This window comes from Arthrobacter globiformis (genome assembly GCF_003261175.1).
Classification (GTDB): Bacteria; Actinomycetota; Actinomycetes; order Actinomycetales; family Micrococcaceae; genus Arthrobacter; species Arthrobacter globiformis_A.
Genome location: NZ_QLNP01000077.1, coordinates 68701 through 84576, shown reverse-complemented (window position 1 = coordinate 84576; position 15876 = coordinate 68701). Strand labels below are relative to the sequence as shown.

Annotated in this window: 16 protein-coding genes; 9 read left to right on the top strand and 7 right to left on the bottom strand. The window is 67.3% G+C overall.

The features are described 5' to 3' along the window. Window positions 1-98 precede the first annotated feature (98 nt). From DBZ45_RS11940 to DBZ45_RS11920, 5 genes are all read left to right on the top strand, one after another. Complete coding sequence (locus DBZ45_RS11940; RefSeq protein WP_223257038.1) at window positions 99-767, top strand: DUF4245 domain-containing protein; 669 nt, start codon at window positions 99-101, stop codon at window positions 765-767. 9 nt (window positions 768-776) lie between these two features. Next, window positions 777-1391 carry a carbonic anhydrase gene (locus DBZ45_RS11935; RefSeq protein ID WP_111904114.1) on the top strand — a complete coding sequence of 205 codons (615 nt, stop codon included), beginning with the start codon at window positions 777-779 and terminating at the stop codon, window positions 1389-1391. 87 nt (window positions 1392-1478) lie between these two features. Further along, on the top strand, window positions 1479-2906 hold the full coding sequence (locus DBZ45_RS11930; protein ID WP_111904113.1) for a class II fumarate hydratase: 1428 nt from the start codon (window positions 1479-1481) through the stop codon (window positions 2904-2906). 221 nt (window positions 2907-3127) lie between these two features. Then, on the top strand, window positions 3128-3811 hold the full coding sequence (locus tag DBZ45_RS11925; protein WP_111904112.1) for a TetR/AcrR family transcriptional regulator: 684 nt from the start codon (window positions 3128-3130) through the stop codon (window positions 3809-3811). Continuing rightward, window positions 3808-5424: an MDR family MFS transporter gene (locus tag DBZ45_RS11920; protein WP_111904111.1), complete on the top strand. Its 1617-nt coding sequence runs from the start codon at window positions 3808-3810 to the stop codon at window positions 5422-5424. The genes DBZ45_RS11925 and DBZ45_RS11920 overlap by 4 nt, the downstream gene beginning before the upstream one ends. A gap of 16 nt (window positions 5425-5440) precedes the next feature. On the opposite strand, the gene DBZ45_RS11915 is transcribed toward DBZ45_RS11920, so the two are convergent. Beyond that, window positions 5441-5911 carry an NUDIX hydrolase gene (locus DBZ45_RS11915; RefSeq protein WP_111904110.1) on the bottom strand — a complete coding sequence of 157 codons (471 nt, stop codon included), beginning with the start codon at window positions 5909-5911 and terminating at the stop codon, window positions 5441-5443. 59 nt (window positions 5912-5970) lie between these two features. After that, a complete protein-coding gene (locus tag DBZ45_RS11910; protein WP_111904109.1) occupies window positions 5971-6525 on the bottom strand; it encodes a prepilin peptidase in 555 nt (184 codons plus the stop codon). A 58-nt stretch (window positions 6526-6583) separates the two neighbouring features. Here DBZ45_RS11910 and DBZ45_RS11905 point away from each other — a divergent pair, with 58 nt between their 5' ends. Both DBZ45_RS11905 and DBZ45_RS11900 read left to right on the top strand, forming a co-directional pair. After that, window positions 6584-7366: a hypothetical protein gene (locus DBZ45_RS11905; RefSeq protein ID WP_111904108.1), complete on the top strand. Its 783-nt coding sequence runs from the start codon at window positions 6584-6586 to the stop codon at window positions 7364-7366. Between the two features lie 93 nt (window positions 7367-7459). Next, a complete protein-coding gene (locus tag DBZ45_RS11900; protein WP_223257037.1) occupies window positions 7460-8014 on the top strand; it encodes a hypothetical protein in 555 nt (184 codons plus the stop codon). Between the two features lie 360 nt (window positions 8015-8374). Here DBZ45_RS11900 and DBZ45_RS11890 read toward each other — a convergent pair whose 3' ends face one another. Both DBZ45_RS11890 and DBZ45_RS11885 read right to left on the bottom strand, forming a co-directional pair. Next, window positions 8375-9811, bottom strand: coding sequence for a PhoH family protein (locus tag DBZ45_RS11890; RefSeq protein WP_111904107.1), 1437 nt, complete (start codon window positions 9809-9811; stop codon window positions 8375-8377). Between the two features lie 304 nt (window positions 9812-10115). Next, the gene (locus tag DBZ45_RS11885; RefSeq protein ID WP_111904106.1) at window positions 10116-10877 is read right to left on the bottom strand and encodes an isoprenyl transferase; all 762 of its coding nucleotides are present in this window, start codon (window positions 10875-10877) and stop codon (window positions 10116-10118) included. Window positions 10878-11051: 174 nt separating this feature from the next. Here DBZ45_RS11885 and trhA point away from each other — a divergent pair, with 174 nt between their 5' ends. After that, window positions 11052-11771, top strand: coding sequence for a PAQR family membrane homeostasis protein TrhA (gene trhA, locus DBZ45_RS11880; protein ID WP_223257036.1), 720 nt, complete (start codon window positions 11052-11054; stop codon window positions 11769-11771). Here trhA and DBZ45_RS11875 read toward each other — a convergent pair. The 3 genes from DBZ45_RS11875 to mca form a co-directional block, all read right to left on the bottom strand. Further along, window positions 11752-13965: a thioredoxin domain-containing protein gene (locus DBZ45_RS11875; protein ID WP_111904105.1), complete on the bottom strand. Its 2214-nt coding sequence runs from the start codon at window positions 13963-13965 to the stop codon at window positions 11752-11754. The genes trhA and DBZ45_RS11875 overlap by 20 nt on opposite strands. Next, complete coding sequence (locus DBZ45_RS11870; RefSeq protein WP_111904104.1) at window positions 13943-14221, bottom strand: hypothetical protein; 279 nt, start codon at window positions 14219-14221, stop codon at window positions 13943-13945. Before DBZ45_RS11870 ends, DBZ45_RS11875 begins: the two co-directional genes overlap by 23 nt. A gap of 172 nt (window positions 14222-14393) precedes the next feature. Then, complete coding sequence (gene mca, locus DBZ45_RS11865) at window positions 14394-15299, bottom strand: mycothiol conjugate amidase Mca (protein WP_111904103.1); 906 nt, start codon at window positions 15297-15299, stop codon at window positions 14394-14396. 85 nt (window positions 15300-15384) lie between these two features. On the opposite strand from mca, the gene DBZ45_RS11860 reads away from it, so the two are divergent. Beyond that, window positions 15385-15855: a DUF4307 domain-containing protein gene (locus tag DBZ45_RS11860; RefSeq protein ID WP_111904102.1), complete on the top strand. Its 471-nt coding sequence runs from the start codon at window positions 15385-15387 to the stop codon at window positions 15853-15855. The last annotated feature ends 21 nt before the right edge of the window (window positions 15856-15876 follow it).

Genomic DNA, 15876 nt, shown 5'->3' with positions numbered 1-15876 from the left:
TGGGATGACCACGCCGCGTAACGGAGGGCGGTTTCACCGCCGTCGGCATCGAATGTGAGTTCGGACCCCGCATGGGCGACTATAGAAGGGTGAGTGATATGCAGGACCAGTCCGCCCCCTCGAGCCGTGCGCAGGCTCCCGCCCCCTCCCCCTCGTCGGCCGGCCAGCCCGTCAAGCCCGTAATTCCCGCGGCCGCCGCGAAACGGGCCAACGCCTCGGTGATCGGAATGATCATCGCCCTGCTGGTGAGCGTCGCGGCGTTCCTGCCGATCGTCCTGATGAACCCGTCCCCGAAGTCGGACGGCTTCCGCCCCGACATCGACGTCAGCGCCGTAGCCTCGAACGCTGCGGGTGTGGCGGGATTCACACCGGTGTCCCCCGCGGCGGGCGACACATTCCACCCGAACTACGCCCGCTGGGCGGCGGCCAGCGGCACCGGCGTCGCGGCCTGGGAGGTCGGCTACATCACCCCGAAGGAAAAATTCATCGGTCTGACGCAGACCGGCAAGGCCAACCCGAGCTGGCTCGTGCAGCAGACCAAGAACGCCCCCGTCACCGGCACGCGCAACGCCGGCGGCAAGGAGTGGGAACTCCATGACACGGGCAAGGGCGAGAAGAGCATGGTGCTCGCGTACCGCGGAACCACCGTGGTCCTGGCCGGCGACGCCAACCTGGAGGAGTTCGCCGTCCTGGCTGCCGCCGTCGTCAAATCCCTGGAAAGTAACCCTGCTGTCATTGTTTCCCCCTCAGTGACCCCCGCGCCGTAAGGTGGGCAGGTGACCACTAACCTGACCCCTGCCCTGGCCTGGCGCCGTCTGCGCGAAGGCAACGAACGCTTCGTTAACAGTGAATCCTCCCACCCGAACCAGGACGCCTCCAGGCGCTCATCCCTGGTGGAGACCCAGCATCCGTTTGCGGTGATCTTCGGCTGCTCCGACTCCCGGCTCGCCGCCGAGATCATTTTCGACGTCGGACTCGGCGACGTCTTCGTCGTCCGGACCGCGGGCCAAGTCATTGACGACGCCGTCCTCGGCTCCCTGGAGTACAGCATCGGCGTGCTGGGCGTGCCGCTGATCGTGGTGCTCGGCCATGACAGCTGCGGCGCGGTCATGGCCACGAAGTCCGCCGTCGAAACGGGCCAGATGCCGGCGGGCTTCATCCGCGACCTCGTGGAGCGCATTACGCCGTCGGTCCTGACCTCGCTCCGCAACGACCAGACGGAGGTCAACGACATGGTGGTGGAGCACGTCAAGCAGACCTCGCACCGCCTCGTGGACAGCTCGCGTGTGATTTCCGACGCAATCGAGACGGGCCGGGCCGCCGTGATCGGGCTCTCCTACAGCCTCGCGGACGGCCACGCGGAGCTTGTTTCCGGAATCGGCGAGCTCTAGAAGCAACCAGATGACGCCCGGGCGGACCGCCGGTAGCAAGCCGTTCACGGTTTTCGGTGCGGCGCCCGGGCGTCCTAAGCTAGCCCCATGACTTCCACTGAAGAGTTCCGCATTGAACATGACACGATGGGCGAAGTCCGCGTCCCCGTGAACGCCCTGTACCGCGCGCAGACGCAACGTGCAGTCGAGAACTTCCCGATCTCCGGAAAAACCCTGGAACGTGCGCACATTGAGGCGCTGGCCCGGGTCAAGAAGGCCGCTGCCCAGGCCAACGCTGAACTGGGTGTGCTCGACGGCGAGCTGGCCAAGGCGATCGCGGAAGCGGCCGACGAGGTGGCTACGGGCAAGTACGACGGCGACTTTCCCATCGACGTTTTCCAGACCGGCTCCGGCACGTCCTCGAACATGAACACCAACGAGGTCCTCGCCGAACTGGCTACTCGCGCCCTGAAGGCTGCCGGCAGCGACAAGGTGGTCCACCCCAACGACCACGTCAACGCCTCGCAGTCCTCCAACGACGTGTTCCCCACCTCCGTCCACGTTGCAGCCACCTCGGCACTGATCAACGACCTCATCCCGGCCCTCGGCTACCTCGCCGAATCGCTGGAGCGCAAGGCCGTCGAGTTCAAGGACGTCGTCAAGTCCGGCCGCACCCACCTCATGGACGCCACCCCGGTCACCCTGGGCCAGGAATTCGGCGGCTACGCCGCGCAGGTCCGCTACGGCATCGAGCGCATCAACGCCGCGCTCCCCCGCGTTGCCGAAGTTCCCCTCGGCGGCACCGCCGTGGGCACCGGCATCAACACCCCGGCCGGCTTCCCGGAGCGCGTCATTGAGCTGCTCGCCACGGACACCGGCCTGCCGCTGACCGAGGCCCGCGACCACTTTGAGGCCCAGGCCAACCGCGACGGCCTCATCGAAGCCTCCAGCCAGCTGCGCAACATTGCCATCTCCTTCATGAAGATCAACAATGACCTGCGCTGGATGGGCTCCGGCCCCAACACCGGCCTCGGCGAAATCGCCATCCCGGACCTGCAGCCGGGCTCCTCGATCATGCCGGGCAAGGTCAACCCCGTCATCTGCGAAGCCTCCATCATGGTCTGCGCCCAGGTCATCGGCAACGACACCGCCATCGCCTGGTCCGGCACCAACGGCGCCTTCGAACTGAACGTCGGCATCCCGGTCATGGCTGCCAACCTGCTCGAGTCCGTCCGCCTGCTGGCCAACACCAGCCGCGTCATGGCGGACAAGATGATCGACGGCATCACCGCCAACGTCGAGCGTGCCCGCTTCCTCGCCGAGGCTTCGCCGTCGATCGTTACCCCGCTGAACAAGTACATCGGCTACGAAAACGCCGCCAAGATCGCCAAGACCGCCGTCAAGGAGGGCCTGACCGTCCGCCAGGCCACCGAGAAGCTCGGCTTCGTCGGTGAAGGCGAAGGCAAGGTTTCCGAGGCCGATCTGGACAAAGCACTGGACGTCACCACCATGACGGCTCCGGCCCACAAGGCCTAACTGCCCACCACTTAGGTACGACGGCGGCTGCCCACCTTCCCAGCGAAGGCGGGCGGCCGTCGTCGTACTTTTTTAATTCCCTCGCCGCTGTCCTTGGAGTTTTTTTGTCCAGATATCGTTGCGGCTTCGAGGGCCTTGAAGCCGCGATACCTGGACAAAACCTCCCCCGATCCCATCGGAAAACTTGCACTCTTTTCGGTTTCAGTGCAAAACTGTACTTTGTGAATGAGAGTGCAACTATGGGCGTCGGCCTCCGCGAGCGCAAGCGGGCCGCGACGCGGGCGGCGATTACCGCCGTCGCCCGTTCCCTGACGTCCGAGCGGGGCCTCAGCGGCTACACCGTGGAGGATGTCTGCGAACAGGCGGGCATCTCCCGGCGGACCTTCTTCAACTACTTCCCCACAAAGGAAGACGCCATCCTGGGACACGTGGACGACGAGCTGCCCGAAGACGTTTTCGACGAGTTCCTCCGCGGTGGGCAGGGTTCCCCGAAGGGCCAGCTCTCCGCGAGCCTGCTTCAGGACCTCCTCCAGCTCTCCCTCACCCTGTCCGAGCGGATGAGCAGCTCCGAGGAGGAAACCCGGCAGCTGATCGGCGTCATCAAGAAGGAACCTCAGCTGATGCTCAAGATCATCGGCGCCACCGAGGAGCGGGAAGCCCACTTTGCCCGGCTCCTCGCCGAGCGCGAAGGCGTTCCGGCCAGCCACCCCGTGGTGCGGATGGCTGTGGTGGTCATGGGAAACATCGCCCGGCACACCAGCCTCGCCTACTTCTCCGAAGGCAACACCCGCGCGTACCGTGACCTGCTGCTCGAAAACCTCGAGGCCGCCAGGCTGCTGCTCTCCCAGCCGTATTCCCGCCCCACCGGCCACCCCGTCGCCCCCTCCGCAGAAGGACAGCCATGAGCACCGCCGTCAGTTCCAAAGCCGCAGCCGGACCGCTGCTGCTGACCCAGAAACGCATCTGGATCATCTTTTCCGCGCTGATCGCCGGCATGCTGCTCTCCAGCCTCGACCAGACCATCGTCTCCACTGCCATGCCCACCATCGTCGGCAAGCTCGGCGGCGTTGAGCACCAGGCCTGGATCACCACCGCGTACCTCCTCGCCACCACCATCGTCATGCCGGTCTACGGCAAGTTCGGCGACATCCTCGGCCGCCGGAACCTCTTCCTCGTGGCCATCGCACTGTTCACGCTGGCCTCGGTGGGCTGCGCCTTCGCCACGGACTTCTGGGGCTTCGTCATCTTCCGCGCCGTCCAGGGTCTGGGCGGCGGCGGCCTGATGATCCTCTCGCAGGCCATCATCGCGGACATCGTTCCCGCCAAGGAACGCGGCAAATACATGGGCCCGCTGGGCGCCATCTTCGGCCTCTCGGCCGTGGCCGGGCCGCTGCTGGGCGGCTTTTTCGTTGACCACCTCACCTGGGAGTGGGCCTTCTACATCAACATTCCCATCGGCATCGCCGCCTTCACCATCGCCTGGTTTACCCTGACGCTTCCCAACAAGAAGGCCGAAAAGCGGATCGACTTCCTGGGTGTCCTGTTCCTGTCCGTGGCCACCACCTGCCTGATCTTCTTCACGGACTTCGGGGGCAAGAAGGACGAGGGCTGGGATTCGCCCCTGACCTGGGCCTTCGGCGCGGGCCTGGTCCTCGCCGCAGCGGCCTTCGTCGCCGTCGAACGCCGCGCGGAAGATCCGATTATCCCGCTGACCCTGTTCCGGAACCGGATCTTCGTGAACTCCACCGCCATCGGCTTCACCCTGGGCCTGGGCATGTTCGCCGCCATCGCCTTTGTGCCCACGTTCCTGCAGATGTCCTCGGGCACCTCCGCCGCCGAGTCGGGCCTCCTCATGCTCCCGATGATGGCCGGCCTGATGGGTACGTCCATCTATTCCGGTATCCGCATTTCCAAGACCGGCAAGTACAAGATGTTCCCGATTCTCGGCGCCAGCCTGACCATCGCCGCCATGCTGTGGTTCACCACGCTGTCTGCCGAAACGCCCATCTGGATCATCTGCGTCCAGCTGTTCCTGTTCGGCTCCGGCCTCGGCCTGATCATGCAGGTCATCGTCCTCGTGGTGCAGAACTCCGTTCCGGCAGACCAGATCGGCACGGCCACCAGTACCAATAACTACTTCCGCGAAGTGGGGGCTGCCCTGGGCGTGGCGGTCTTCGGATCGATCTTCACCAACCGGCTCGCGGAGTCCCTGACGAACGCCTTCACGGGCGCCGGAGCGTCGGCCAGCCAGGCCTCCCAATCGACCAGGACGCTGGATCCGCAGACCCTGAGCCAGCTTCCCGGGCAGCTCCGCGACGCGATTGTCAACGCCTATGCCGATTCCCTGGCACCGGTGTTCTGGTACCTCGTCCCGTTCATCGCCGTTGCACTGCTTCTGGCCATCACGCTGAAGCAGATCCCGCTCTCGGACACCGCCGGCATGGTGGCTCGCGGCGAGGCCGTGGGCGGTGAGGAGGCCGAGCTTCTCGAGGCAGAGCGGCAAGCCGCCGCGGTCTAGACGAGCTGCCGGGGACTCATGAGACGTAGTGGACTGAGTCCCCCGGCAGCAGTGCGCGGCGGATGCATTCCCGGTCTCCAGGCTGCAGATCCGGCAACCCGTCCAACGCGAACCAGCCCACGGCCAGGGACTCGTCGTCGTTCACCCGCGCCTCACCGGAGACGTGGCGGCAGCGGAACACGATGTCCAGGAAATCGCAGACGTCGCCGTTGGGAAACGTCACCGGCCCTACGACGCCGACCGACAGCATCCGCTCCGTTTCGGCCACGACGGCGGTCTCTTCGAAGATCTCCCGCAGCAGTCCGGGTGCGGGATGCTCGCCGGGCTCCAGCATCCCCGTGATCAGGGTCCACCTGCCGTTGTCGGACCTCTGGCCCAGCAGGACGTGGCCGTCGTCGTTGAACACCACACCCCGCACAGCAGGAACCCACAGCGGGTCGTGGCCGATTTTTTCGCGGAGCTTCAGGACAAATTCAGGTGCCGGCATGGGTTCAGCCTAACCGGAACCGATGCCCGGGCCGCACCGGGACAATGCCCTGTCCGCAGCTAGCCCGCGGGCAGCAGGACCATCGCCGCGGCTGCCCCGGCCAGCATGAACGGCCCGAATGGGATGGCCGATTTGAGCGTCCCGCGCCGCAGCGCCAGCAGGCCGATGCTCCAAAAGCCGCCAAGCAGGAACGCGGCGAACGTCCCGGCGAAGACATGCGGCCAGCCGAGGTAGCCCAGGTAAAGGCCCAGAACGCCGGCTAGTTTCACGTCCCCAAAGCCCATGCCGGGCGGATACACCAGCCGCAGCACAAAGTAGAAGAGCCACAGCACCGCTCCCCCGGCCGCAATCCTCAGCGCCGGCACCCCGAAAAGGCGGGCCGCGCCGTCGGGCGGTCCGGGCGGTTCCCCCGCCGCGAGGGTGAGCACCGCCCCCAGCAGCAGCACACCGGCGATGCCATAGGAGGGAAAGACAATCCGGTTCGGCAGGAGGTGGTGCCGGACGTCGATGACCGTGAGCCGCACCGCCATCACGGCGAAGTAGGCGCACGCGGCCAGCAGCAGCCAGAACGCGAGTGGAGCCGCTTCCCATAGTCCGCCAAGTCGTTGGATCACTCTCGGATGCTACTGGATTGGCCCGCCTGCCGCTCGGGGCCGCGCGTAAACTGTGGATATGGGGACCTGGGACGCCAAACACCGGCAGGAACACGGCGGCGGTGCCACGCCCACCTCGGCCGTTTCCTTTCGCAACCTTTGCCGCTCGTCCCCGTGGAAATGGCAGTCCCTGCGCTTCGAATACGCCGAAACTCCCGGCACCGGCACCGTCCGCGCCTGGCTGCGCCGCCCCGGCGCGCTGCGCCTGGAGGCCGACGACGGCACGCTGCTGGGCAACACCACGGGCATCAATGATTCCCGTGACGGCCTGTACATCAGCGCCACGCGGAAGTCGTGGCTCCTTCCCGCGCATCTGGTGACGCCGGTGTACGACGACGGCGGGCTGGTGCGGCGCCGGCCGGAGGCCGCGTACGGCGAACCCTCGTTCGGAAACGGCCGGTTCGCTGCTGCACTGGATCCGGTGGAGCTGGCGGGAAATGCCCCGGTGCCGCTGGAGTTCCCCAACGCCAATGCCGTCGAACTGTTGGAGCCGGTTCAACAGCTAGCGCACGAAGGCCGCGCGGCGCTGGAAACCGTGGTCTCACCGAATGCCGGGTACCGTCCGCTGGATCCGGCAGCACCCCTGTGCGGACCGGGCCGGACCAGGATCCGCATCGATGCCGCGACCGGAGTGTGTGTCTCCGCCGAACCGCTGGACGGCGGAGGGCAGCTTCCCGGGCACAGCATCCGGATCCTGGCCGTCGATGAGTACATGCTGGACGATCTTTTCGTGGCGGAACCGATGAACCTCACTGATGTGCGCGAGCACATCCAGTGGCCGCTGCGTCCCAACCCCGCCTGACCAACCCCGCCTGACCAACCCCGCCTGACGGGCCACCCGGAATGTGGGGTGCCGCGCAGGTTTTTTCCAACCTGCCGGCCCCAAACTCGTGCCATGTCAACCATGGCTCCAGACCTCTCGACACCTGACACGGCCGCCACCGGCGGGAAGGACCCCCGGCGCCGTCGGAAGCTGCTGCTGGTCCCGCTCTCCCTGCTTTGCGCCCTGGGGCTCGTGCTGGGATATCTCTTCCTTACGGCCAAGCCGGAGGCCAGCACCCAGCTGGGCGCGAGCGCGGTGATCCCCGGCGGAACGGCGCGGGTCAATGGCATCATCCCGCTGGAAAAGGACGGCTGGCTTCCACCGGAACGCGTCCAGGTTTTGGACGAGGGCCCGTCCGCGGGGACCCACCGGGTCAGGATTCTGGTGCAGTTCACCGCTCTCGAAGGTGAAGGCATCACGCTGGACACGTCGCAGTTCTCGGTGACGGGCCTGGGCGCCAACAGCATCCATCCGCTGTGGACGTCACCGGCGACGGCGCAGCTCCGGCAGGGAGATACAGCGGACGCCACCATGGTCTTTGAGCTGCCCAACCAGGCGATCGCCCTGGTGCTGGAGGGGCCCGGCAACACCCGGCTGTCCCTCGGCCTGTCGCACCACACCAGCTGACGGCGGCGCCGCAGCGGCCTAGGCAGCAGCCAGCGGCATCCACGAACAGGGCCGCAACCCGTTCAGCACACCCTGGACCGCTGTCCATCTGAGGCGGCAGACTGGAACGCAGCCTCCCTGGGCGTCTCCCGGTCGCTCGGCTACGAACTGAATGGCGTCACCCGCATTTCCTGGGGCGGCAAGCAGGGTACAGAACAACGGGTCCACCCCACCCCGGAGAGCCTCCGCCGCCCCGACGGGCAATTGAGGGTAGAGGGCCACGAACCCACGGCGAAGTTCCTCCTGGGCGTCGCTGCTGGCTGAGGCTCGGTTGAGCTTGTCGAAACCAGGCTCGGTTTCGGCAAGCCCAACCAGCGATAGCTATGCCCCTTCGAGCAGGTCCGTGACGAGTGCCGCGATGGGCGAGCGCTCGGACCGGGTGAGGGTGATGTGGCCGAAAAGCGGGTGGCCCTTCAGGGTTTCGACGACGGCTGCGATGCCGTCGTGCCGTCCGACCCGGAGGTTGTCGCGCTGGGCAACGTCGTGGGTGAGGACGATCTTCGAGTTCTGCCCGATCCGGCTCATGACGGTCAGCAGGACGTTCTTTTCGAGCGACTGGGCCTCGTCCACGATCACGAAGGCGTCGTGCAGGGAGCGTCCGCGGATATGGGTCAGCGGCATGACCTCGAGCATGCCGCGGTCCATGACCTCCTCCACGACCTCCTGGCTCACCAGCGCGCCCAGGGTGTCGAAAACCGCCTGCGCCCAGGGGTTCATTTTCTCCTGCTCCGAGCCCGGCAGGTAGCCGAGCTCCTGGCCGCCTACGGCGAAGAGCGGGCGGAAGACGATCACCTTGCGGTGTTCACGGCGTTCCAGCACCGCCTCGAGGCCGGCACACAGGGCAAGGGCCGACTTGCCGGTGCCCGCGCGCCCGCCCAGGGACACGATGCCCACCGCGGGGTCCATCAGCAGGTCGATGGCGAGCCGCTGCTCCGCGGAGCGCCCGTGGAGGCCGAAAACGTCGCGGTCCCCCTTGACCAGGCGGACCTGCTTGTCGGCACCGACACGGCCGAGCGCCGAGCCCCGGCTGGAGAGCACCACAAGGCCGGTGTTGACCGGCATCTCTGCAGCCGCCGGGATGAAGACCGGTTCGTGCCCGTAGAGCGTGGAGATCTCCTCGTCGCTTGCATCGATCTCGGCAACGCCGGTCCAGCCGGAATCCTTAACGAGTTCGTTGCGGTATTCGTCGGCCAGCAGGCCCATGGCCGAGGCCTTGACCCGCATGGGGAGGTCCTTGGACACCACGGTGACGTTGCGCCCCTCGTTGGAGAGGTTTTTTGCGACGGCGAGGATGCGGCTGTCATTGTCCCCGCCGCGGAACCCTGCCGGCAGGACTTCGGCCGAGATGTGGTTCATCTCGATCATGAGCGTACCGCCGGCATCACCCAGCGGGATGGGCCGGTTCAGCCCGCCGTGCTGGATGCGGAGGTCATCAAGGAGCCGGAGCGCCTTCCGTGCGAAGTAGCCGAGTTCGGGGTCATGCCGCTTCCCTTCAAGTTCGGTGATCACCACGATCGGCACAATGACTTCATGCTCCGCGAAACGCAGCAGGGCGCGGGGGTCGGAGAGGAGCACCGAGGTGTCGATGACGAAAGTGGAGACTGATGGCTGGGATTCAGTCTGTGGGCCGGAAACAGCAAGACCGGCTGCGGCGTCTTTCGTGTCCGCACCGGTCTTTGAATTGGCTCGCTTGGCGCGAGAGGTAGCCTTCTCACCCTTGTCCGTGATGACGTCGGGCAGTTGTTCAGAAATAGCCACATCGACTCCAGCCCCGGGGCGCTGCCCGGAATTGTTATTGGTGAGGCGGCTCGGCCACGAGGCCGGATCCGGCCTCCCATACAACCGGTGCGAAGAATCGCTCCATGTACTGGCCTCCCCGATCAGCCGGCGGTTTGCCTGCTGATGGATTCAACGTAATTCGCCCCGAACTAATTTCCAACGTCTTCTTCCGGCGATTCCTGTTGCCGGCGTGTGAATTTGGCGTGAACGGGGGCGGCCAAAGGGTGCACGACGGCGGGCCAAAGGGGCGGCCCCTAGGGCCGCCAACGGATGCCGGCAACGGTTAGGAACCGAAGCGCCGCTGCCTGCCGGCGTAGTCGCGCAGGGCGCGAAGGAAATCCACCTTCCGGAAGGCCGGCCACAGGGCCTCGCAGAAGTAGAACTCGCTGTAGGCGCTCTGCCACATCAGAAAACCTGAGAGCCGCTGCTCGCCGGAAGTCCGGATGACCAGGTCCGGATCAGGCTGGCCGCGGGTGTAGAGGAAGCGCGAGATGTCCTCCACGCTCAGGGAGTCGGCCAGTTCACTGATGTCCGCCTTGTGCGCCACGGCATCGTGCAGCAGCTCGCGCACCGCGTCCACGATCTCGCGCCGGCCGCCGTAGCCGACGGCCACATTCACGTGCAGCTTCTCCCGCACCGGCGTCCGGGCCGTGAGTGTGGTCAGGCGCTCCGCCAGGTAGTCGGGGAGCAGCTCCGGGGCGCCCATGGCGTGGACCGAAATGTTGGCGTCTTCGTCGAGGCGGTCGAGCGTGTTGGCGATGATGCCCATTAGCAGGTCAAGCTCTTCGCCGGAGCGGTTCATGTTGTCCGTGGAGAGCATGTACAGGGTGACCACCCTGACGCCCAGCTCCTGGCACCAGCCGAGGAACTCATGGATCTTGTCCGCGCCGGCCTGGTGGCCCTGGCTGGTGGGGGCATTGAACTGCCGGGCCCAGCGCCGGTTGCCGTCCACCATGACACCGATGTGCCGTGGGATCCGCTCCGGCTCCAGGGAGCGGAGAAGCTTGCGCTCGTAGAAGCCATAGAGGAACCCGGGCCATTCCATCCGGAGACTCACCTGACTTCCTCTGTACGACTTTTGCAAGTCCTAGGCTACCGCCCGAAGGCTTCAGCCGCGCGCAGGTGGCCGCCCGACGCCCCACCGAACGAGACGCAAAGACCCACAGAACCAGATGTTACCGGTGGGTAACTTACTGAACCGTAGGTTATTCTGGATGACATGAAAAGCAACGCCCCGGACGGCGGACCGGAGCCGTCAAAGGCAGAACCCACCGCCGTGGACGACGCCGCGGCACGCATCGCGGAACTGCTGACGATCAAGCCCAAGTGGCGGGGATGGATCCACACGGTCACCGCGCCGTTTGCCCTGGCCGCCGGGATCGTCCTGATTGCCGTGGCGCCGACCGCGGACCGCAAGGTCACGTCCGCCATTTACGCGTTCACCGGTGTCCTGCTGTTCGGCATCAGCGCTGTGTACCACCGCGGCAACTGGTCCCCCGGCGTCAAACGCGTGCTCAAACGGCTGGACCACACCAACATCATGCTGGTGATCGCCGGCAGCTACACGCCGCTCGCGTGGAGCCTCCTGGACAGGCCGACGGCGGAGTTCCTGCTGTGGCTGATCTGGTCCGCCGCGATCCTGGGCGTGCTGTTCCGGCTGCTCTGGACCGACGCACCCCGCTGGCTGTATGTGCCCATCTACATCGGCCTCGGCTGCGGGTCCCTCTTCTATCTGCCTGCCTTTTTCGCGGCGAGCGTCCCTGCGGCGCTGCTCATCTGCGTTGGCGGAGCCCTGTACATCGCCGGGGCAGTGTTCTACGCCCTCAAGAAGCCCAACTTCAGCTACCGGCACTTCGGCTTCCACGAACTGTTCCACGCCTTCACGGTGCTGGCCTTCGCCGCGCACTTCGCGGCCATCCTCATCGCAGTGCTGAGCTGACCCGTTCCAACGCCGCCTCAACGGTCCCCACGGGCCGGTCGCAGACCATGCCGCGGCAGACGTACACAAGCGGCGCACCGCCGGGCCCGGCCGGCCGCTGCCGCAGCAGCGGCACCTCGGCCCGCTTTCCGCCGTCGTCCGCCTCAGCCTCGCCAACCGCCACCACCAGCCCCGGACTCGGGGACAGCAGCAGCGCGCGGCGGAGGGCGTCCCGCTCAGGACCGGCAGGTCCGATGACGGCGGCCTCCAGCGGCCCCGCCAGCGCGGCCTGTGCTGTGGCCAGCAGCCAGCCCGCCACCCGGGGCGCCCGCGTTGCGAGCGGGGGCACCAGGACGAGGATGCTCCCTGCCATGATCCGGTGTTCCACGGAACCGGACAGGGCGGCGTAGGTCAGCAGGGCGCCGGCAAAGGCCGCAGCCCCGCTGGGCGTGGCGTCGTCAAAGAAGTCCAGGCCGGGCTTCCCACCCTGGGCGCTGACCACCTGCTCCGATTCCCCGGCCGAGTCGGCGAGCCGCCCGCCGTCCACGAACCGGGCGCACGCCGCCTGGATCACGGCCTCGGCCAGCGTGTACCAGCGCGGCAAACCCGTGGCCGAATACAAGGCAAAGAAGCCGTCCGCGCAGAACGCATAGTCCTCGAGCAGGCCGCCGATCCCCCGGGCCGCGCCGCCATGCGAAACCCGGACCAGCTTCCCTGCTGCCGGCACACCTGCCGCCGGCTCCCCCGGCGCGGACTGCACTGCGTCCGCCCGCCAGTGGACCCGTTCCAGATATCCGGCGATCCGGCCGGCCGCCGCCACGAGATCCGGCCGGTCCAGGACTGCCCCGGCCTCTGCGAGCGCGGCCACCGCCAGTCCGTTCCAGCCCGCCACCACCTTCTCGTCGCGCGCGGGCTGCGGACGGCGCGCCCGGGCCTCCCGGAGCCTGGGCCCTACGTCCAGCCAAAGCCGCGCCTCGTCGCCGTCCAGCGCCCGGCCCGGGTGCAGCGGCGAGCCTAGCTCCGAGACGGTGCCGCGCGCGCCGACGTTCATCATCCAGGCGACGGCCGCGGCATTCTCCGCGCCAAGCACCCGCTCCAGCTCACCGGGGGTCCACAGGTAGCTGGCCCCTTCGTGGTGCTCGCCGTCCACCAGGGTGTCCGCATCCAGCGAGGACGCGAGTCCGCCGTCGGGCAGTCCCAGGGCCGTGAGCATCCAGTCGGCGGTGCGCGCCGCAACGTCGGCGGCCTCGGTGGCCGGGAACCCTGCCGTGCCGCCGAGCCTGATCCAGTGCACGTAGACGCGCAGCAGCTGGGCATTGTCGTACAGCATCTTCTCGAAGTGCGGAACGGACCAGTCCCGCGTCACCGAATAACGCGCGAAACCGCCGTCGAGCTGGTCGAAGAGCGCCGAGCGGGCCATGGCCGCGAGGGTGCGCCCGGCCATCTCCCTGGCCTCTTCGGCGGTATCCGATGGCACCGCTGCGTGCCGGACCAGGAACTCCAGAACGGCCGACGGCGGGAACTTGGGGGCGGCGCCGAACCCGCCGTCGTCGGGGTCTTCAGACCCGGCCAGCGAGCGCACGGCGGCGGGCAGCAGTCCGGCGTCAAGCGGATCCGGCGGCCGGGAGACGTCTACGGCCGCCGCGAGCTGCACCTGGCCCATGTTCTGTGCGAGGGAGCTGGCGTTCTCCTCCACGGCGCCGCGGCGCTCCGTCCACGCCTCATGCACGGCCTCGAGGACCTGGCGGAAGGAGGGCCGCCCGGGCATGGGCCGCGGCGGGAAGTAGGTGCCGGCATGGAACGCCCGGCCCTCCGGGGTCAGGAAGACGGACATCGGCCAGCCGCCCTCACCGCTGATGGCCTGCGTGGCGGCCATGTAGACGGCGTCGACGTCCGGACGCTCCTCCCGGTCCACCTTCACCGCCACGAAATGGCCGTTCAGGTAGTCAGCGGTGGCCTGGTCCTCAAACGATTCCCGGGCCATGACGTGGCACCAGTGGCAGGCGGCGTAGCCGATGGACAGGAAGACGGGGACGTCCCGGGACGCGGCACTGGCAAAGGCGGCGTCCCCGAAGGGCTGCCAGTGCACGGGGTTGCCGGCGTGCTGGCGCAGGTAGGCAGAGGGCTCCGCGCCGAGGGCGTTGCGCTCCCCCGGCTCTGGCCGCCATGCTGCGGGCTGCCCTGATGGTGGATCAGGTGTCGGCGCGGCCTGCATTGCCGTTGGCGGCGTCGTCGCGGGAGATGTCCGCGGCCTCGGCTGCCGCCATCCGTTCCTCCTCCACCTGGGCGCGGTACCGCACCCGGCGGATGCGGCGCACCATGTCCACGATCAGCAGCGCGGAGAGCACCACAATGAAGGCGGTCAGCAGGAATCCCAGCAGGCCGGGCGTGACCTGGTCCTGGGACAGGCCGGGGCGCAGCGACGGCGAGGGTGCCGGGGACGATGCCAGGGCGATGAGCAAATGGTGCACTGTTCAAACCTTCTCAAGGCTGGGGCCGCCGTCCGCCGCGTGGGCTGACGCCTGGCCCGATGGTACGCGCGCAGCCGCGGCCGATTTGGCCGCCACACGGTGTTCTACGCGGGTTCGTTTACGCGGTCTTCTACGGCGTTGTTCTACGGGGGATAGAAAATGTCTCTTGTCTCTATCTTAGCCCCGCGAAGAGGTCCTTCTCCGGCAGCTCCGTGGCCACCTTCGATTGGATCAGCGTGTAGTCCTCCCAGGGCCAGGTACGCGCCTGCATCTCCGCTGACACGGCGAAGAAGAAGCCCAGCGGGTCCACCTGGGTCCGGTGGGCCCGGAGGGCGTCGTCGCGTGTTGCGAAGAAGTCGCCGCAGTCCACCTGGGTGGTTGTTTCGTGCGCGGGCGGAGGCGGCGTGTGCCCTTCAGCGTCGGCCTCCAGCCAGGCCGCAAGGCGCTGGGCATAGGGCGACTGGAGCCCTGCCTCCTCCAGGGCAAAGTGCAGGGCACGGAAACGTTCCGGGCTGAAGGCGCGGTCGTAGTAGAGCTTTTTCGGCTCCCACGCATCACCGGTCCCGGGATACTTGGCGGGGTCCCCTGCGGCCTCGAAGGCCTCCACCGCAACCCGATGCGCCATGATGTGGTCCGGATGCGGATAACCGCCATTTTCGTCATAGCTGACAATGACGTGCGGCTTGAAGTCCCGGACCAGCCTGACGAGGGGGCCCGCGGCCCGTTCCAGGGACTGCAGCGCGAAGCAGCCGGCCGGCAAGGGCGGGAGCGGATCGCCTTCGGGCAGCCCCGAGTCCACAAAGCCCAGCCAGCGCTGCCGGATGCCCAGGATCCGGGCGGCCTCGTTCATTTCGAGGCGGCGGGCACCGGCCATGTCGCGCTTCGGATGGGGCTCGCCCTCCATGGCCGGGTTCTGGATGTCACCGCGTGAGCCGTCCGTGCAGGTGGCGACCATAACGTCCACACCGGCCGCGGCGTACATGGCCATGGTGGCTGCGCCTTTGCTGGATTCGTCATCCGGGTGGGCGTGGACGGCCAGCAGGCGAAGCGTGGACGACTGGCTGGTGGACGCTGTCATCTGGGACTGCTCCTCTTTCTCCTGGGACTGACTGCAATGCTGACGCCGGATAATTGCCCGGGGGAATCGCCACTAAACTGGAAGGGTGACTACCGAGGACAAGTCGGGCACTTCCCAGCCTGCAGACATTAGCCTAGCCAATCGCTATGGCCGTCCAAAGCGCAGGATGTCCCGGAAGGCCAGGCGCTGGGCGGTTATCGTTGCCCTGGCAATCGGAATGGGCTTCCTCGCCTGGGTCTCCACGTCCAACGCGACAGCGTCGGTGACGTTCAAGGACATCGGCTACCGGACCACGGATGCCACCCAGGCCGAGGTGGACTTCGAGGTGACGAGGGAACCCGGCACGGCAGTCAAGTGCGCCATCAAGGCGCTCGATTCCAAGTTCGCCGTGGTCGGCTGGAAAGTGGTCGACATTCCGCCGGTTGAGCAGGACGCGCAGGGCCAGAGTGCCGACGGCGGGCGCACCCTCGCCCAGCGGGTTGTCCTGCGCACCGAATCGCAGGCCGTCTCGGGCGTCGTGGACAGCTGCTGGATCCCGAAGCCCGCGGCCTCCTAGAGCCAGCCAAGAGCCCGCAGG